The organism is Paenibacillus sp. FSL K6-3182 (assembly GCF_037976325.1).
Classification (GTDB): domain Bacteria; phylum Bacillota; class Bacilli; order Paenibacillales; family Paenibacillaceae; genus Pristimantibacillus.
Map to the genome: position 1 here is coordinate 3099174 of NZ_CP150265.1, position 19117 is coordinate 3118290.

The following is a 19117-nucleotide window of genomic DNA, read 5'->3' on the forward strand; positions in this document are numbered from 1 at the left end:
CGTTGCTGTGCCGTCTCATAGATGTTATCAGCAGTTTACGCTTGACTGGGGGAAAATGAAAGATGTTGGAATTCGACTTTGAGCTTGAGCAGCTTGCTCAAATAAAAGTAATAGGTGTTGGCGGTGGCGGTAGCAATGCCGTTAACCGAATGATAGAAAATGGTGTTAAAGGCGTGGAGTTTATTACGGTAAACACCGACGCTCAGGCGCTGCATTTGGCTAAATCCGAGCATAAGCTGCAAATCGGCGATAAGCTTACGCGTGGACTTGGTGCGGGTGCCAATCCTGATGTAGGCAGCAAGGCTGCCGAGGAATCTCGCGAAATTATTATGAACCAGCTTAAAGGCTCGGACATGGTATTCGTGACAGCAGGAATGGGCGGCGGTACGGGAACGGGAGCAGCTCCGGTTATTGCCGAAATCGCTCGCGAATGCGGCGCACTCACTGTAGGGGTTGTTACTCGGCCTTTTACCTTTGAAGGACGCAAGCGTGCTGGACAAGCTGAGCTTGGGATTGAAGCACTTAAAGAAAAAGTAGATACGCTTATTGTCATTCCTAATGACCGTTTGCTTGAGATTGTAGACAAAAAGACACCAATGCTGGAAGCTTTCCGTGAAGCGGATAACGTGCTCCGTCAAGCCGTTCAAGGCATCTCGGACCTTATTCAAGTACCAGGCCTAATCAACCTTGACTTTGCAGACGTAAAAACGATTATGACAGAACGCGGCTCCGCTTTGATGGGTATCGGTATTGCTACTGGCGAGAACCGTGCTGCTGAAGCAGCGAGAAAAGCGATTATGAGCCCGCTGCTTGAAACGTCAATTGACGGCGCTCGCGGTGTTATTATGAACATTACTGGCGGCAGCAACCTTTCACTCTATGAAGTGAATGAAGCAGCTGAAATCGTCATTTCAGCATCTGATCCAGATGTGAACATGATCTTTGGTGCGATCATCGATGAAGATCTGAAGGACGAAATTAAAGTAACCGTTATAGCAACGGGCTTCGAGCACAAGTCACCAGCTGCGCGTCGTGTTCCACAACAGCAGCCAGAAGCAGTTGATACAAGGCAACAGGGCAGCTCCAATGCAGTTAAGCCTTTTGGAGCTAGCAACACTTCAAGCGACCAGCTTGAAATTCCAGCATTTTTGCGCAATCGCCCTCGCAACAACGATCGTTAGAACTTTTTGTACTAAGCCTCACCATTATGGTGAGGCTTTTTTTTATTTTTTTGATTGTAAGTTGATCGAGAAAAGGGGAGTAGCAGCTGTAAGCACGCATATGCATTTATATGATCTTTTTACCTACGATTAGCGAATGGGCAAGGTAGATGAGCCTCTGTAAGAACGTATAGGTTCTTACAGCATGAAAGAAACCAAGGTTAGCTGCCAATAAGCGCCTATACGTTTTTACAGCCTACTATTTGCGAATGAGCAAGGTAGATAAGCCTCTGTAAGCGCATATGGGTTCTTACAGCATAAAAGAAACCAAGGTTAGCTGCCAATAAGCGCCTATACGTTCTTATAGCCTACTATTTGCGAATGAGCAAGGTAGATAAGCCTTTGTAAGCACGTATAGGTTCTTACAGCATGAAAGAAACCATGGTTAGCTGCCAATAAGCACCTATACGTTCTTAAAGCCAATGCTTGGTGAATGAGTAAGCTAGATAAGCCACTGTAAGAACGCATAGGTTCTTACAGCATGAAAGAAACCAAGGTTAGCTGCCATTAAGCGTCTATACGTTCTTACAGCCTACTATTTGCGAGTGAGCAAGGTAGATAAGCCTCTGTAAGCACATATAAGTTCTTACAATATGAAAGAAACCATGGTTAGCTGCCAATAAGCGCCTATACGTTCTTACAGCCTACTATTTGCGAGTGAGCAAGGTAGATAAGACTCTGTAAGCACGTATAGGTTCTTACAGCATGAAAGAAACCATGGTTAGCTGCCAATAAGCGCCTATACGTTCTTACAGTCTACTATTTGCGAATGAGCAAGGTAGAGAAGCCTCTGTAAGCACGTATAGGTTCTTACAGCATGAAAGAAGCCTTAGTTTGCTGCCAATAAGCGCCTATATGTTCTTACAATCAACGCTTGGTGAATGAGCAAGGTTGAGAAGCTGCATTTTATAAATGCTAATAACCCTCTAATGTGCCTGCTAAAGTGATGTGAATAATAGAGTATGCAGCTGCTCTTGGTTTACTTTGTAGCATCGAATTCTCTGGGTGCCATTCCCTGCGGGCAACAAGGCTTGATTGAGAACCATACGGTGAAGCAGTTTTTGAGCTTCGCGTTTTTTGATTTTTAGAAGATCGATTACATCAGTGGGCCGGATAGGATACTGTAGTTGAGAAGCATAACGTAATACTTCCAACTGCAAGAATGCATCAGCGCTTGTATCTTGTTTATTGCCAATTAAGCTCCTACCCATAAATTGTTGGAGAAGCTGTTGGCACATTCGCGGTTTTTCTTTTAGGTCATCATAGGAAAAACGTAATATTTTCCAACCGTCGAGCACAAGGTGGTTTTGTCGCATTAATGAATCTGAAAACTGCCAACGAGTGGTTTCTGAGGAATGAGTGCGATATCCATCAATTTCGATCGCTAGCAGTAAGCCTGATTTTAAATATGCAAAGTCCAAAAAACGAGTGCCGTCTCGAAAATCAGCAATCTCAAACTCTGGAATAAGCCCATCAAGTTGATGGAAGGTAGGATACCACACCCTTTCTAAAAATAATTTTTCAGCGTGTCCATGTCCTTGCTCCAGCCTCCGTCTATATTCTCCACTACTCTTTTTCAGATGAAGTCCCAGCCAACATTCGTATACCGATTGAAACGACAAATTTATCATCCTCCTACGGAAAATAAAAAAAACCGCATACTGCGGGAGAAAGATCTCCCGAGTAAGCGGTGTGCTTCACTGCTTCTATCTATTTAGAATGATAATCTAATTGCCAAAGTGGATCAAGTATCCATTCCAAATTTTTTTGTATTTTTTAAAAAACGGCCAGATTATTTAGTCGAAAATTATTTTAGCAATGTCAAGTGCCTCAATAAGAAACAAAAAGGTAGATTCAGCCTGACATAGGAGTGATCCCTCACAGGAGCTGCCCTAGGCTAATGAACTGTTAGCAAAATATGACGAGCTAAAGATATAAGCCTCTGCAATAAAACGTAAAAGACTTGCCGTTTTTTATACTCCTACTCGACAAAAAAAGATACGTCATGCCGTCATGAATAGACAGACTTTGAAATAGGATTTTAATATACTAGTGTCAATCGTTCTCCCGGGTGCCGGCTGCAGGCCGTTTACCGCCAGTTGCAGGAAGGTGACCGAAGTGGCTGTTTATGTTGATGTTATGTTTTTACGAGAGCTGCTCGTTGACGGTGCTATTCTATTAACTACTGCTTGGGCACGTCATCTTAAACCGAAGCCTTGGCGAGTATTATTGGCTTCTGCTGTCGGAGCTTGTTATGTCGTTTTAATGCTTTTTCCACAATTATCTTTTTTATTCACATTTGCAGTTAAGGTTGCTACGTCGTTATTGATTTTATGGATTGCTTTTGGCTTTGCCTCGATTCAGCACTATATGAGGAATGTTGCAGCGTTTTATGCGGTTAACTTTGTGGCTGCTGGAGCTGTGCTTGGACTTTATTATTTGTTCATGCAAGGGTCCCGTGAGGTTTGGAAAACGATGATGTTCGTAAACGGAAACATGCGTGTGGAGCTTAAGATGGGATTGTTTTATTTGATTGCTGCGTTATGTATCGGATTGTATATATACCGTGCCGTATTGACGCAAAAAAGAGAAAGGGAGCTGGTGCAAACTCATTTGGCAGAAGTGAAAATTATGATTGGAGAACGTATACAAACCTGCATAGGCCTGATCGACACCGGCAATCAGCTTTATGATCCACTTACACGGACACCGGTCATGGTAATGGAGGCATCCTTGTGGCAAGATGATTTACCTGAATCGTGGTTGAATAGCATACGAGATGCACAAGTGGATCGTCTTGTAGCGGGAATGGATGAGCACACCTTTGTTTGGCAAGATCGACTTCGTCTTGTACCATTCAGAGGTGTCAATCGAGGGTCACAGTTCATGCTAGCGATAAAGCCGGATGCGGTTGAAATTACTAGGGAAGGACAAGTTTTTGAAACGCGGAAGGTGCTTATCGGGCTTGACGGCGGTAAGTTAACGTCTGATGGGGCATATCGAGCCATTATCCATCCGTCTATGGTACAACAGTAACGAACGTATGCTCATACAAACGAGGAGGGATGGGCCAGATGCTCGTCAAGTACAAACTGATCCTTCAGTTATATTATTATCGTGTCATGTTTTTATTCGGATTAAAAAGTGAAGAAATTTATTACATTGGTGGCAGTGAGGCATTACCGCCTCCCCTAACACGTGAAGAGGAAGAATATTTGCTGGAAAAACTGCCTACCGGCGATACGGCTATTCGCGCAATGCTAATCGAACGTAATTTAAGGCTAGTCGTATACATCGCTCGTAAGTTTGAGAATACCGGCATTCATATTGAAGATCTCGTATCAATCGGCGCGATCGGTCTAATTAAGGCGGTTAACACGTTTGATCCTGAGAAAAAGATTAAGCTGGCCACCTACGCCTCGCGTTGTATTGAAAATGAAATATTGATGTACCTGCGCCGCAATAGCAAGACGCGTACCGAAGTGTCCTTTGATGAACCGCTTAACATCGACTGGGATGGAAATGAACTGCTTCTATCGGATGTGCTCGGAACGGAGAATGACACGATTTACCGTAATATTGAAGAGCAGGTAGATCGTAAGCTGCTTCACAAAGCGCTTGATAAATTGTCAGAGCGTGAACGAATTATTATGGAGCTTCGCTTCGGTCTTGCCGACGGCGAGGAAAAAACACAAAAGGATGTTGCCGATCTTCTTGGCATTTCACAGTCCTATATTTCACGCCTTGAGAAGCGAATTATTAAAAGGCTTCGTAAAGAATTTAACAAAATGGTTTAAATCCCGCATCCTGCTTGCGGTTGTCGAACGATGTCACAATAGGAATAAAAAGGACTCCTGAGGAGATAATGTACATTAATGTTTCTCCTTGGGAGGTAATCACGTTGACCCGAAATAAAGTCGAGATCTGTGGAGTGGATACCGCGAAACTGCCTGTCCTTAATAATGTCGAAATGAGAGAATTGTTTACGGCATTACAAACCCGTAATGAGTGGGCAGCAAGAGAGAAATTAGTTAACGGTAATCTGCGGCTAGTGCTTAGCGTTATACAACGGTTTAACAATAGGGGAGAGTTTGTAGACGACTTATTCCAGGTCGGATGCATTGGACTTATGAAGGCGATAGATAATTTCGACCTTAGCCAAAATGTCAAATTTTCCACCTATGCCGTACCGATGATTATCGGGGAAATACGCCGTTACTTGCGTGACAATAACCCTATACGCGTATCACGCAGCTTGAGAGACATCGCCTACAAGGCGCTTCAAGTTAGGGATAGCTTGACGAACAAAAACTCACGCGAACCGACGATTTTTGAAATATCGGAAGCATTAAACGTTCCGAAGGAAGATGTCGTATTCGCACTGGATGCCATTCAAGATCCTGTTTCATTGTTTGAACCGATCTACCATGATGGCGGCGATCCTATTTATGTTATGGACCAAATTAGTGACGAACGAAACAAAGACGTATCGTGGATCGAGGAAATCGCGCTTCGGGAAGCTATGCATAAGCTGAACGACCGTGAAAAAATGATTTTGTCGATGCGCTTTTTCGAAGGCAAGACGCAAATGGAGGTAGCCGATGAAATCGGCATCTCACAGGCACAGGTATCTCGTTTGGAAAAATCGGCTATTCAGCAAATGCAAAAGCATGTAAAAACATAAAAAAACGGTGCCGAGAGGCACCGTTTTTTTTGTTTACGTGATTTATTGAAGGAGACTAATCCATAATCATTAACCAAAAAGATAAGAAACTGATGATCAGACAAAGCGGAGAGTAGACATACGTATCCATCCGTGCAAAATGCGTGTTTCGAATCGTTTTGAATAACCCGACTGCACGAAACTCACCAACTGCTCTAGCCAAAAAAATAATAGCAAGTGCCCATGCTGCAATGGAGGGCAGCGATGCTGGTCCGATGACAGGGATAATATCAGCAAACATAAGTATGAAAGCGGCGCCCGCAAAGAAAAGTACTGCAACAGCTGCCGTACCAACGGGACGAGGTTTAAAAAGAGGCTGAGATGTATAATTCTTTGTCGGGACAGCAATGGAGATTCCATGCCGACCACCTAACACCCAATATATATGTATCACGCCGATGACGAACAACACCGCACTAATGAGCGCTGCTAATAACGATTGCATCACATATCCCTCCGTGTCATGTATGATTTTTTTCAATAAACGGCATGAGCAGGTCAATCTGCTTCTTGGTTTCTTCCGGATTGAGAGTACGATGTTTATTTCGTTCGTACCATCCCAAGTAATAACTGTATAAGAGTTCAGATGTATTTTTTGCCTCATCTTCTAATAATTCGCACGCTATGAGCAAGCCGCTCATATAATCCAAGCGCTGCTGCTCAATTTGCTGAAGCAGCACGGCATACGCAGGCGATGTCGTTCCTAATTTTCGGAAATGATAAATAAAATCTTTTCCTTCTATCGTGCTGAACATGACGCTGAGCAGCTGGTGTACCTTTTGCTTCGGTTCTAATGAATCATGCTGCTGAATATGAGCGATGATTGATATGGTTGTTTGTTCATGCCAGTAATGAATAATACGATCCACATACAAAATACGATTTTTAAAATACCAATAGAAGCTGGTTTTACTGCTGTTTAACTGCTTAGCGAGCTGTTCGATAACGAGAGCTTCGACACCCCCTTCAGAAAATTTTTGCAGTCCTAGCTTAATCCAATCGAGTTCCGTTGCGACGATTTTTGGCATGATATGCTCCTTATTCGATCCTCTGATATTCTTTTATTGTACGCTATCGTACATAAAAATCAAATTTTGAAATAAGAGGCTCCTTTTCTTGATAAGAAGGACATTTTGGGCGATTTCCACATATAGTTATAGGAGAGACAAACGGGTGATCACTCTACTTGAAAAGTGGTGAGCGGAAATGAAAATATCTGATTTTCAAACAAAGGACGTTATTAATATTGTGGACGGAAAAAAGCTAGGTCAAATAACGGATTTGGAGCTTGATCTGCGGCAAGGTCGGATCGATTCTATTGTGGTGCCGCAGTATACTAAGTTTTTGGGGATGTTTGGCGGTGGCGGCACGGAAGTCGTCATTCCATGGCGCAATATTGTGAAAATTGGGGCAGATGTTGTGCTCGTTCGAATGGATGACACGAAACAGATTCGTTCCGAGGAAGAAGATTTGCACGCTCGCTCATAAAACGCTAAACTGTGACTATACCAGCAAAGCTGATTTGCTTTGCAAACCTAAGCTTATGCTTACGAAGTAGGTTTGCTTCGCAAACCTAAGCAAATGCTTACGAAGTAGGTTTGCTTCGCAAACCTAAGCAAATGCTTACGAAGTAGGTTTGCTTCGCAAACCTAAGCAAATGCTTACGAAGTAGGTTTGCTTCGCAAACCTTTAATAGAGGTGAACAAATGGAAGCTTTTAAACATAATCAATCAGCGAAGGGACCTTCGCTTTTTTTATTGTCTGAATGGGAATCACGTTACGATCGTTTGAATACGGGGTTTACAGGACGTCAAGGCGGGGTTAGCGAAGGCCACTTTTCATCGTTAAACATGGGCTTGCACGTCAAGGATCAAGATGCCGCAGTTATATCGAACAGGCGATTGCTGACCGATGCTATCGGCTGGCCTTTTGAAGCGTGGACATGTGCTGAACAGGTGCATGGAAACCGGGTATGGCAAGTGACTGAAGCAGATAAAGGCAAAGGTAGAAATAGTCTGGACGATGTGCTCAGGGATTGTGATGCTATCATGACTAACGTCCCTGGGGTTCTGCTGACTTCTTTTTACGCAGATTGTGTCCCATTGTATTTCTATGATCCAGAGCATGATGCGGTGGCGCTTGCCCATGCCGGTTGGAAGGGAACCGTCCAGCAGATCGCTGTTGAAACGGTACGAGCAATGGAGCAAGCATATGGAACCGACCCTAAAGCGCTTGTGGCAGCGATAGGGCCTTCTATAGGAGGCTGCTGCTATGAGGTGGATGGTCCAGTCATAGAGCAAGTACAGGCACTTTTGACTGGTCTGAGCTTGACGCAAGAAGAAGTGGAATCAATGCTTAAGCAAAGCGAGGATGGCAAAGCGAACTTAGACTTGAAAGAAATAAACCGACAGATTATGATAAAAGCAGGAATTTTGCCGATACGTATCGAATTAACAGAGTGGTGCACTGGATGCAGACGGGATTTATTTTTTTCTCATCGCAAAGAAGGTGGCTTAACCGGCCGAATGGCCAGTTGGATCGGCATTCGGGAGAGGTGAAACATGTCATTCACATTAGAGAATAGAATTGAGCTTGTGGAAGAGCGAATTAAGAAAGCTTGCGAGCGTGCCGGGCGCAGCAGAGATGAAGTTCAAATTATTGCTGTTACGAAATATGTTTCTTTAGATACTACGAAGGCTGCCCTAGGGCAAGGCTTGCTTCATTTGGGTGAAAATCGTTGGCAGGACGCGCAGGCGAAGTGGGAAGCGATAAGCAGCAGTGACGATCTAGCAGCAGAGGATCAGCCTATCTGGCATTTTATCGGTTCATTGCAAACGAATAAGGTGAAGGACGTCATTGGGAAGTTTACATACATGCATTCGTTGGACAGGCTATCGCTTGCTGAAGCCATAAATAAGCGTGCTTCCCAGCTAGGAATTATCGTTCCTTGCTTTATTCAAGTAAATGTATCTGGAGAAGATTCCAAGCAAGGCATTAATCCAGACGAGCTCTTTCCCTTTGTGGAGCAGCTTGCTAAGTTTAATTCGATCAAGCCAATTGGTTTGATGACGATGGCTCCTTATGAAGCCGAACCAGAGCAAACGAGACCCGTCTTTAGAGCATTGCGAGAGCTGAGGGATGAATTAGAGCGGCGCTCGGAACATCCAAACACCATCACCCAGTTATCAATGGGCATGTCGAATGATTTTGAGGTTGCCATCGAAGAAGGAACGACATGGATTCGCCTTGGTACGATATTAGTAGGGAAAGAGGAGGAATAGGGATGAGCGTCATGAACCGCTTTATGAGTTTTCTCGGCTTGCAAGATGAAGAAGAAGTTGTAGAGAGAGAACGTGTTGTACAGCAGGAAGAACAAGAAGCTGAAACTTCTCCCTTCGAGGCACGTAAAAACACGAAGAGCAATAATGTCGTCAGCATTCATTCACAGAAGAATGTCCGGGTAGTACTTAGCGAGCCAAGGTCTTATGATGAAGCGCAAGAAATTGCTGATCATTTGCGTTCACGCCGTGCAGTAATCGTGAATCTTCAACGTGTTCGCAGCGATCTTGCTGTTCGAATTGTTGATTTTCTAAGCGGTACCGTGTACGCTTTAGGCGGAAGCATCTCTAAGCTAGGACCCAATATTTTTCTTTGTACGCCGGATTCAGTCGAAATTCAAGGTGCTATAACGGAAATGCTGGCGGAGGAGAACGACTACAACAAAATGAGGTGACCTTGAGTTAATGGATGAAGTTTATAGTATTGTGATGCTGGTACAAAAAATTTACACGTTTATGATCATTGGTTATGTGCTGCTATCTTGGTTGCCTAACGCTCGTGAAAGCTTTATCGGCGTATTTCTAGGTAAGCTGGTTGAGCCATACTTAGGTATTTTCAGAAAGTTTATTCCGCCAATCGGAGGCATGCTGGATCTTTCGCCAATCCTTGCCGTGTTCGCATTGCAATTTGTAGCGTATGGCCTGATTGCAGTAATCGGATTTTTTATTTGATTAAAGGAATGAGTTTATATGAAACAAGGAATATACGATCATTTCCATCCCGATGAGAAACCTTTCGTAGATCGGGCGGAGGAATGGATAGAGCGGTCCGCACAGCAGCATGAGCTGAAGCGGACCGATTTTTTAGACCCAAGACAAGCGCAAATATTGACTATTTTGGCAAATCGCAACCCTGATGTTAATGTCCGGTTTGATGGCGGTTATGATCAAGCTGAGCGTAGACGAGCCATTATAGGTCCAGATTATCGAAATTTGGATGACGAAAATGCTGGCATATCTGTTCTTGTAGTTAATGGACCGGGACAAGCCCAAATGGAATTAGATCATGGTGATTTTTTAGGAGCACTGCTTGGACTTGGTATAAAACGTGACCGAATTGGTGACATACATGTGCATGAGCATTTTTGTCATATCATTGTTATGGATGAAATTGCGGATTACTTGAATATCCATCTGAGACAGGTTCATCGGATTAATGTGCTGACAGACGTACTACCACTATCTAAGCTTCAGACGGCTTTGGTTAAGCTGGAGGAAATGAGTTTGTCAGTTGCTTCTATGCGATTGGACGGGATTGCGAGCGATGTTTATCGCATAAGCAGATCCAAAATCGTTGATCCGATTCGAGCAGGAAGATGCAGGGTGAATTGGAAATCGGAAGAAGACCCATCCGAGCAGCTTCGAGCGGGTGACGTTGTGTCATTCAAAGGACTTGGCCGATTTAAAGTACTAGAGGTGGATGGCGTGACAAAAAAAGGCAGAATTCGAGTAAAGATCGGCAAATTTATTTGAATGATTGCAGGAATTTTCCTGTAGTTGTCGAATTATTCTCATCAAATCGTGTATTTTCGGTTACGAATGTTCCAAATACCATAAGGAGGTGCCCCAATGCCGTTATCGCCATTGGACATACATAACAAAGAGTTTGGTCGGAGATTACGTGGCTACGATGAGGATGAAGTTAATGAATTTCTAGATCAGGTCATCAAAGACTATGAATCGCTCATTCGTGAAAATAAAGAAATGCAAAACCAAGTATTAGGCTTGCAGGAAAGATTGAATCATTTTACGAATATCGAAGAAACGCTTAGCAAAACGATTATAGTTGCACAAGAAGCAGCCGATGAAGTAAGAAACAACGCGAAGAAAGAAGCACAGTTGATCATTAAGGAATCAGAGAAAAACGCTGATCGAATTATCAATGATTCACTTGCCAAGTCTCGCAAGGTTTCTCTTGAGGTGGAAGAGCTTAAAAAACAAGCTTCCGTATACCGTGCTCGTTTCCGTACACTTGTAGAAGCTCAGCTTGAACTGCTTTCCGTAGATGGTTGGGATACGTTGGAGCCGCATGTAAGACAAACCGAGCATGAATTGACTCGCGGCTAGTTTTTTTATAAACAGGCGAAATGCCATTTGACATTTGGCCTGTTGTTACGCTATAACTAATAGTAATTAATTGATGATCTAAACTTCGTTGATGAGAACAAGTACGTTTTGAGTTCACTCCTCAGAGAGCCGGCGGCAGCTGAAAGCCCGGTGTGTGAGCTATTGCGGAATATCCTCTCTGAGAAGCGGTGCTGAACCTGCGTAAGCAGCAGTAAGTGCTGACGGCTGTCCCCCGTTACAGGGAACGCGAATATTATGTTCGCGACTAAGGTGCCGCATGAAGCACAGCTGAACGTAGCTGTCTGCTCTCATTAACTTGTTGCTGGATTTCAGCAGCAGTGCGGAACAAGGGTGGTAACGCGACTAAGCCTCGTCCCTTCTCATAGGGATGAGGCTTTATTTTTGTTTAAATTAGGAGGCTGAAGCGATGCAACGCGTAGACGTTAAGGAACGTGCCCGCAACCGTGAGCTGCGAGTGCTGGAGCAATGGAAAACAGATGAAACGTTTAAAAAATCAATAGCAAACCGGGAAGGCAAGCCGAATTTTGTATTTTATGAAGGGCCGCCTACCGCTAATGGAGCACCACATATCGGTCATGTACTTGGCCGCGTAATTAAAGATTTTATTTGCCGCTACAAAACAATGGCAGGATACCGTGTTATCCGTAAAGCAGGATGGGATACGCATGGTCTACCAGTTGAGCTTGGAGTTGAGAAGCAGCTAGGCATCTCCGGCAAGCAGGAAATCGAAGAATACGGTGTAGAGAAGTTTGTGAAAAAATGCAAAGACAGCGTATTTGAATATGAGAAGCAGTGGCGTGAGCTGACAGAAGGCATCGCGTATTGGACGGATTTAGACAATCCATACATCACGCTTAAAAACGAGTACATCGAGAGTGTTTGGCATATTTTATCGTCAATCCACGGAAAAGGACTGCTGTACCGCGGTCATCGCGTAAGTCCTTATTGCCCGGATTGTCAAACGACGCTTAGCTCACATGAGGTTGCTCAAGGTTATGAGGATGTTAAGGATCTAAGCGCAACAGCGAAGTTTAAGCTAGTGGAGTCGGGAGAATTCGTTCTCGCTTGGACAACTACGCCGTGGACGCTTCCTGCAAATGTGGCGTTAGCCGTAAATCCGGAGCTTGATTATATCCGTGCTTCCAAAAACGGTGAAGTGTATATCGTTGCTCAAAATCTAGCGGAGAGCGTTCTTAAAGAAGATTATGAAGTTCTATCCGTATTGAAAGGCGCTGAGCTTGTTGGTCTTAGCTACGAGCCGCCATTCCAATACGTTGTCCTAGAAAAAGGCCACGTCGTTATTGCAGGCGATTTCGTTAGCGACACTAGCGGTACGGGTATCGTTCATATCGCGCCAGCACATGGTGAGGATGACTACCGAGTTTCACGCGACAACGGAATCAGCATGCTGAGTGTTGTTGATTTGGCTGGTCGCTATACGTCAGAGGTTACTGACTTTGCAGGACGTTTCGTGAAAGACGCTGAGCTTGATATTGACATCGTCAAGAACCTTAGTGAACGCGGTCTTCTTTACTCGAAGGAGCGCTACGAGCATAGCTATCCATTCTGCTGGCGCTGCAAAACGCCGCTCATCTACTATGCGATGGAAAGCTGGTTTATTAAAACAACAGCGGTTAAGGATCAGTTGATCGCCAACAACAACAGCGTTGATTGGTATCCTGGCCACATCCGTGAAGGGCGCTTTGGTAAGTTTTTGGAGGATTTGGTGGATTGGAACATCAGCCGCAACCGTTACTGGGGTACGCCGCTTAACGTTTGGGTCTGCGATGTAACAGGCAAGGAGTATTCACCAAGCAGTATTGCTGATCTGCGTGCGATGGCGATTGGCGATGTGCCAGAGGACATTGAGCTTCATAAACCGTATGTGGATGATATTAAGCTGAAATCACCTTTCGCTGAGGGTGCTGAAATGACGCGTACACCTGAGGTTATCGATGTATGGTTTGACAGCGGTTCGATGCCATTCGCTCAGCATCATCACCCGTTTGAGAATGAGCAGCAATTCGCTGAGCAGTATCCAGCAGATATGATCTGTGAAGGTATTGACCAAACACGCGGCTGGTTCTACAGCTTGCTTGCAGTATCTACGTTGTACAATGGCAAAGCGCCATATAAAGCGGTTATCTCAACTGGCCATATTTTGGATGAGAATGGGCAAAAAATGTCCAAATCGAAGGGTAATGTTATCGATCCTTGGGAAATCATCAATGAATATGGAACGGATGCGTTCCGCTGGGCTTTACTATCAGACAGCGCACCTTGGAACAGCAAGCGCTTTTCACGAGGCATCGTTGGCGAAGCCAAATCCAAAGTCATTGATACCATCGTAAATACACATGCGTTTTTCGCGTTGTATGCTTCAATCGATGGCTTTGACTACACAGCTCATGAAGAAATCAAATCAGACAACAAGCTGGATCGCTGGATCATTTCACGTCTGAACAGCTTGATTAATACAGTGAACAAGGGTCTTGAAGTAAATGATTTCCTAAATCCAGCTAAATCGATTGAAGTGTTCGTTGACGAGCTGAGCAACTGGTATATCCGCCGTTCACGTGATCGCTTCTGGGGAAGCGGGCTTACAGCTGATAAATTAGCCGCTTATCAAACTTTGCGCAGCGTACTGCTTACTCTCTCGCGTTTAATCGCACCATACGCACCTTTGCTTGCAGAGGATGTATTCGGAAACCTTGGCGGAGCAGGCAGCGTTCATTTGGCTGATTATCCGAAAGCGGATGAAACGCTAATTGATGAGACTTTGGAGCGCGATATGGAAAGTGCAAAACAAATCGTTGAGCTTGCTCGCAACGTTCGGAACGAAACAGGAATCAAAACGCGCCAGCCTTTGTCGGAGCTAATCGTATCGCTTGATCGTGATTTCAACGTAGCAGACTACGAGGATATCGTGAAGGATGAAATAAATGTAAAAGCTATTACCGTACAAAATTCAGACAGTGGTTTTGTTGATTTCACCCTTAAGCTGAATCTTAAAGTTGCCGGTAAAAAATACGGTAAAAACGTTGGACCTATTCAAGGTCAGCTAAAAGGACTATCAGCAGAACAGACTCGTAGCATCGTAAATGGCGGAAGCTTCGACTTCACAAGTGCAGAAGGCGAACAGCTGTCGATCACTGTTGATGAGCTGTTGGTTGAGAAGCAAGCGAAGTCAGGTTTCGCATCTGCATCTGGCAACGGTGTTACTGTAGCGCTGAATACGGATATTACAGCTGAGCTTGAGCAAGAGGGCTGGGTTCGTGAAGTGATTCGCGCCGTTCAGGATACACGCAAAAAGCTCGATCTGCCGATTGAGAAGCGTATCGATCTAGTACTTGATGTTGATGCAGAGCTCAAAGCGGCGCTGGATGCGTTCGCACAAGTGCTTCAAGACAACGTGCTTGTTCAAACCGTCGCTTATGGTGATGAGCCGGGGATGGAGAAAGTTGTGCTTGGCGAAAAAGAAATAGGGATTTTCATCCGCGGATAAGGTTATAGTATAAAGGAAATTAACAAGCGAAAAAAACGAGGCCGTCGCCTTCCGACAGCTGCAGCAAACGACTGAATAGTCGCAATGCTAGCAATGTCCGGCAGGTCAGGCCTCGTTTTATTGTTTGACAAAGGGGATGCCTCGTATGAATACAAATAACCCGGAACAACCGAAAAATTTGAACGAGTTACAAACCTCGTTAAGCAAGCTTGATAAACGACTGCAAACTATTGCTACCGAAATGGAACATACCCAAATAGCGGACTACATTGATCTGTTAAACAGACCATGGACAATGATTTGGAAAAATCTGCTGGCTGGTACAGCCAGAGGTGTAGGAATCGCGATTGGTTTTACCTTTTTTGCTGCGACCATTCTTTATGTTCTGCGTATATTAGGAGCGCTAAACTTACCGATAATCGGCGACTATATTGCAGACATTGTCCGAATTGTCCAAATCCAGCTCGAAGGAAAAGTTTATTGATTATAAGCGTTGATCCTCAAGATCAGCTTCTAATCCATGATCGCCTTCATCCGACTCCAAGTAGTTTTTATACTCTCGGTTGCGGATTACGGACACATGACGCCCTGTAATGTCGGTCGCAAGAAAGCTTTCAATGGATTCAACGAAGCCGTCATTCTCGAAAGCTTCAATGCCTACATGCTCGTAATCGGCAACATCTCGATTCTCAGATGTGGCAGGTGAATCAGCATTGCCCCATTGCTCAACAATTTGCCAAGCATCCTCGCCATCAAAGCCGTTGTAGGAATCATGCTCATCCATGCTGGTTCGACCAAAGGGAGGATCGAGAAATAATTCTTCAACCGGCCTGCGCAGGGATAATTGTTGTCTTGGCGCATGTTCAATGCAGTAAAGCGTATCAGGCACGGCATCCAAACGCTCAAGCGGAATAGGTTCATTGCATGTTTTACAAATGCCGTATGTTCCATCAGCAATCGCGGTTAGCGCTGCCTCAATGCGATTCAGATGCAATTCCTCTTGTTCATGAAGGGCTACATCTTTCTCGCGTTCATAAAGCTCAGTAGCAACATCACCTGGATGATTATCGATTGTGGATAGTTCTCCGGTAGTGTCACGCAACGAATTTGCTAAGCCGTAATGATCGTTTTCTGAGAAACGTTTTTCAATTTCGCGCTGCTCGTCCAACAATCTGGCTTGCAGCAGCTGAATATGAGCAGTGTTTGGCTTTGTCATTTTGAGCACCCTCCTTAGCAGGGAACATAATTGCAGTATTAGCTTTTGCTGAAATACGGTTTTTCAGTATGGTCTTCAATGGAAGAACAGCAGGCGGGCGCTGGCTCTTATTTAGCTCCGTATGCTACAATTGATTAGCAAACTTTCAGAAATGCGCTGGCTTTTCACATCTAGCCTGAAGTGCTTTTGAATGGAAACGCTGCTTTACAAAAAATTAGGAGTGATTCGATGCGTTTTTATTATTACTGGGTAGCGGTATTAGTGTTAGTCCTTGATTTTGTAACAAAGAAATTAATTGAGACAAAATTGGAGATAGGGGATCAAATTAGCATTATCGGTAATTTTTTTCTCATCACTTCGCATCGAAATCGCGGTGCTGCATTTGGCATCTTGCAAGAGCAAAGACTGTTTTTTATCATTATTACCGTTATCATTGTTTTGGGTATCATTTGGTACATACAGGCATCGAGAAAATCAGCTAAGCCTTGGCTGCTAATAGGACTCGGACTAGTTCTTGGCGGCGCTATTGGTAACTTTCTCGATCGCGCGCGTTATGGTGAGGTTGTCGACTTTCTTCAGTTTAACTTCGGCAGCTATGGCTTCCCAATATTCAACGTAGCGGATTCAGCGATTGTCTGTGGTGTAGCATTAATTCTAATTGACACCTTGTTATCGGCTAGAGATGACAAGAAACGTTTGCAAAATGGAGAGGACAAGGATCAAAACAATCATGAGCAGCAACCTGTATAATGAAGAATCGTTGGAATGGATCGTAGAGGCGGAGCAATCCGGTGAACGAGTAGATAAGTTTGTAACAGACAGTATTGACGATCAAGGCGTGTCCCGAACGCAGGTTCAAGAATGGATTAAAGCAGGGGCCGTACAGGTCGATAACAAAGTGGCAAAAGCGAATCTTAAGGTAGCAGAGGGCAATCGTGTCGTTCTGATTATCCCAGAGCCTGAAGAGGCAGCCATTGTCCCTGAGAACATCCCGCTTGAAGTTATTTATGAGGATTCAGACTTGATTGTTATTAATAAAAAGCGCGGTATGGTTGTTCATCCTGCACCTGGTCATTCTTCAGGCACGCTTGTAAATGCGCTGATGTATCACTGCAAGGACTTGTCCGGCATTAACGGCATGATCCGTCCAGGCATTGTTCACCGCATAGATAAGGACACAACAGGGTTGCTGATGGCTGCCAAAAATGATCTGGCGCATGTCTCGCTTGCTGAGCAGCTTAAGGAACATACGGTAACGCGTAAATATATCGCACTTGTGCACGGCAATTTGCCGCATGACCAAGGTACAATTGATGCGCCTATCGGACGTGACCTGAATGACAGGAAGCTCTTTACGGTAACCGAGCACAATAGCAGACATGCAGTAACCCATTTTCACGTATTGGAGCGCTTAGGCGATTACACGATTGTAGAGCTTCAGCTAGAGACGGGACGTACCCATCAAATTCGTGTGCATATGAAATATATCGGTCATCCGCTTGCGGGAGATCCGGTTTACGGCCGCAACAAGACTGTAGCCTTAAAAGGACAAGCTTTGCATGCTACGCTGCTTGGCTTTACACATCCGCGCAGCGGCGAGCGGCTTGAGTTCGAAATGCCTTTGCCGGCAGACTTCGAAAATGTATTAAGCAGCTTGCGTTCAAGGTAATAGTGCAATAGTGCAAACTTTTCACCACATTATTCATTATTTCAAGCACATAAGTACGTTATTCTAATCAATAACAACTGAAGTAAATGAATATAAGGATAGGTGACGTGAAATGACTTCCATTAACCAAAATTACTTGGAGCTGCAAGGCAGCTACTTGTTTTCTGAAATTGCAAAACGCCGTACTAAATTCATTCAAGAAAATCCAAATGCTGAAATTATCAGCTTAGGAATTGGTGATGTTACGCGCGGTTTGCCGGATTCGGTTCTGAATGCTATGCACAGTGCAGTGGACGAGCTTGCAGCTCCAGGTTCATTCCGTGGATACGGACCTGAGCAAGGCTACGATTTTCTAATAAATGCAATTATCGAAAATGACTATAAAGCACGCGGCATTGACATTGCAACAAATGAAGTGTTTGTAAGTGATGGTTCCAAATGCGATGTCGGCAATATACAAGAAATTTTCAGCGAGAACAGTATCGTTGCGGTACAAGATCCGGTTTATCCAGTCTACGTCGATACGAACGTCATGGCTGGCCGCTCTGGCAAATACAATCAAGATACTAAGCGCTATGAGAACATTGCGTATTTGGAGTGTACAGCTGAAAATGATTTCAAGCCTAGCCTTCCTGATCGTAAAGTAGACATTATTTACTTGTGCTATCCGAACAATCCAACTGGCATGACGCTTACGAAAGAAGAGCTTAAAGTATGGGTTGACTATGCGAAAGCAAACAACTGCATCATTCTTTATGACTCCGCATACGAAGCATTTATTCAGGAAGAAGATGTTCCGCACAGCATTTACGAAATCGAAGGCGCGCGTGAAGTAGCCATCGAATTCCGCAGCTTCTCCAAAACAGCAGGTTTTACTGGTGTTCGCTGTGCCTACACAGTTGTGCCGCGCGAGCTGAAAGGTCTTGATGCTTCAGGCAATGAAGTGTTGATCAATGATTTGTGGAATCGCCGCCATACGACGAAGTTTAACGGCGTATCATACGTTACACAACGTGGAGCAGCTGCTATCTATTCAGAAGAGGGCAAAGCGCAAATCAAATCTTTGGTTGACTACTACATGAAAAATGCAGCAATTATCCGTGACGGCCTTGCGTCCATCGGACTTGAGGTATTTGGCGGAGTAAACGCACCTTATATTTGGCTGAAAACACCGAACGGCATGGATTCGTGGTCATTCTTCGATAAGCTTCTTACAGAAGCAAACATCGTTGGAACGCCAGGTGTAGGCTTCGGTCAAAGCGGTCAAGGCTATTTCCGCCTTACAGCATTCGGAAGCCTTGAGAATACTCAAAAAGCAGTTGAAAGAATTCGTAAATTAAGCCTGTAACCTATAATCG

General features: G+C 44.3%; 20 protein-coding genes and 1 other annotated feature. Of the genes, 16 read left to right on the forward strand and 4 right to left on the reverse strand.

Translation table 11 applies throughout. The annotated features are described in order from the left end of the window. Window positions 1-62 precede the first annotated feature (62 nt). The gene (ftsZ, locus tag MHH56_RS13265; RefSeq protein ID WP_339208724.1) at window positions 63-1181 is read left to right on the forward strand and encodes a cell division protein FtsZ; all 1119 of its coding nucleotides are present in this window, start codon (window positions 63-65) and stop codon (window positions 1179-1181) included. Window positions 1182-2158: 977 nt separating this feature from the next. On the opposite strand, the gene MHH56_RS13270 is transcribed toward ftsZ, so the two are convergent. After that, on the reverse strand, window positions 2159-2842 hold the full coding sequence (locus MHH56_RS13270) for a DNA-binding response regulator (RefSeq protein ID WP_339208725.1): 684 nt from the start codon (window positions 2840-2842) through the stop codon (window positions 2159-2161). Window positions 2843-3272: 430 nt separating this feature from the next. Here MHH56_RS13270 and spoIIGA point away from each other — a divergent pair, with 430 nt between their 5' ends. From spoIIGA to sigG, 3 genes are all read left to right on the forward strand, one after another. Next, complete coding sequence (gene spoIIGA / locus MHH56_RS13275; RefSeq protein ID WP_339208726.1) at window positions 3273-4256, forward strand: sigma-E processing peptidase SpoIIGA; 984 nt, start codon at window positions 3273-3275, stop codon at window positions 4254-4256. A gap of 38 nt (window positions 4257-4294) precedes the next feature. Beyond that, window positions 4295-5017 (forward strand): RNA polymerase sporulation sigma factor SigE, encoded by a 723-nt coding sequence (sigE, locus tag MHH56_RS13280; protein WP_054027973.1) that lies wholly within the window; start codon window positions 4295-4297, stop codon window positions 5015-5017. 104 nt (window positions 5018-5121) lie between these two features. Beyond that, entirely contained in the window at window positions 5122-5904 is a 783-nt protein-coding gene (gene sigG / locus MHH56_RS13285) for an RNA polymerase sporulation sigma factor SigG (RefSeq protein WP_054027974.1), read from the forward strand. Window positions 5905-5959: 55 nt separating this feature from the next. Here sigG and MHH56_RS13290 read toward each other — a convergent pair whose 3' ends face one another. Beyond that, the gene (locus MHH56_RS13290) at window positions 5960-6388 is read right to left on the reverse strand and encodes a DUF3995 domain-containing protein (RefSeq protein WP_339208727.1); all 429 of its coding nucleotides are present in this window, start codon (window positions 6386-6388) and stop codon (window positions 5960-5962) included. A gap of 16 nt (window positions 6389-6404) precedes the next feature. Next, window positions 6405-6971: a TetR/AcrR family transcriptional regulator gene (locus MHH56_RS13295; protein ID WP_339208728.1), complete on the reverse strand. Its 567-nt coding sequence runs from the start codon at window positions 6969-6971 to the stop codon at window positions 6405-6407. A gap of 178 nt (window positions 6972-7149) precedes the next feature. On the opposite strand from MHH56_RS13295, the gene MHH56_RS13300 reads away from it, so the two are divergent. The 9 genes from MHH56_RS13300 to MHH56_RS13340 all read left to right on the forward strand — a co-directional run bounded on the left by MHH56_RS13300 (window position 7150) and on the right by MHH56_RS13340 (window position 15358). Further along, window positions 7150-7431 (forward strand): YlmC/YmxH family sporulation protein, encoded by a 282-nt coding sequence (locus MHH56_RS13300; RefSeq protein WP_339208729.1) that lies wholly within the window; start codon window positions 7150-7152, stop codon window positions 7429-7431. Between the two features lie 218 nt (window positions 7432-7649). Then, window positions 7650-8501 (forward strand): peptidoglycan editing factor PgeF, encoded by an 852-nt coding sequence (gene pgeF, locus MHH56_RS13305; RefSeq protein ID WP_339208730.1) that lies wholly within the window; start codon window positions 7650-7652, stop codon window positions 8499-8501. Window positions 8502-8504: 3 nt separating this feature from the next. Further along, window positions 8505-9224, forward strand: coding sequence for a YggS family pyridoxal phosphate-dependent enzyme (locus MHH56_RS13310; RefSeq protein ID WP_339208731.1), 720 nt, complete (start codon window positions 8505-8507; stop codon window positions 9222-9224). 2 nt (window positions 9225-9226) lie between these two features. Continuing rightward, a complete protein-coding gene (gene sepF, locus MHH56_RS13315; RefSeq protein WP_076268173.1) occupies window positions 9227-9676 on the forward strand; it encodes a cell division protein SepF in 450 nt (149 codons plus the stop codon). 10 nt (window positions 9677-9686) lie between these two features. Continuing rightward, entirely contained in the window at window positions 9687-9953 is a 267-nt protein-coding gene (locus tag MHH56_RS13320; RefSeq protein ID WP_054027981.1) for a YggT family protein, read from the forward strand. Between the two features lie 18 nt (window positions 9954-9971). Further along, window positions 9972-10754, forward strand: coding sequence for a YlmH/Sll1252 family protein (locus MHH56_RS13325; protein ID WP_339208732.1), 783 nt, complete (start codon window positions 9972-9974; stop codon window positions 10752-10754). A 96-nt stretch (window positions 10755-10850) separates the two neighbouring features. Beyond that, complete coding sequence (locus MHH56_RS13330) at window positions 10851-11348, forward strand: DivIVA domain-containing protein (RefSeq protein ID WP_076268175.1); 498 nt, start codon at window positions 10851-10853, stop codon at window positions 11346-11348. 79 nt (window positions 11349-11427) lie between these two features. Then, window positions 11428-11729 (forward strand) — a binding site (T-box leader). A gap of 46 nt (window positions 11730-11775) precedes the next feature. Next, a complete protein-coding gene (gene ileS, locus MHH56_RS13335; protein WP_339208734.1) occupies window positions 11776-14874 on the forward strand; it encodes an isoleucine--tRNA ligase in 3099 nt (1032 codons plus the stop codon). Between the two features lie 145 nt (window positions 14875-15019). Further along, complete coding sequence (locus MHH56_RS13340) at window positions 15020-15358, forward strand: DUF5665 domain-containing protein (protein ID WP_256710892.1); 339 nt, start codon at window positions 15020-15022, stop codon at window positions 15356-15358. Here the strand turns inward: MHH56_RS13340 and MHH56_RS13345 are convergent, their stop codons facing one another. Beyond that, complete coding sequence (locus tag MHH56_RS13345) at window positions 15359-16090, reverse strand: TraR/DksA C4-type zinc finger protein (protein WP_339208735.1); 732 nt, start codon at window positions 16088-16090, stop codon at window positions 15359-15361. It lies immediately after the preceding gene. 228 nt (window positions 16091-16318) lie between these two features. Between MHH56_RS13345 and lspA the strand changes: the two genes are divergently transcribed. From lspA to MHH56_RS13360, 3 genes are all read left to right on the forward strand, one after another. Then, a complete protein-coding gene (gene lspA, locus MHH56_RS13350; RefSeq protein ID WP_339208737.1) occupies window positions 16319-16840 on the forward strand; it encodes a signal peptidase II in 522 nt (173 codons plus the stop codon). Next, window positions 16821-17759 carry an RluA family pseudouridine synthase gene (locus MHH56_RS13355; protein WP_339208738.1) on the forward strand — a complete coding sequence of 313 codons (939 nt, stop codon included), beginning with the start codon at window positions 16821-16823 and terminating at the stop codon, window positions 17757-17759. The genes lspA and MHH56_RS13355 overlap by 20 nt, the downstream gene beginning before the upstream one ends. Window positions 17760-17871: 112 nt before the next feature. After that, window positions 17872-19107 (forward strand): LL-diaminopimelate aminotransferase, encoded by a 1236-nt coding sequence (locus MHH56_RS13360; protein WP_339208739.1) that lies wholly within the window; start codon window positions 17872-17874, stop codon window positions 19105-19107. Window positions 19108-19117 lie beyond the last annotated feature (10 nt).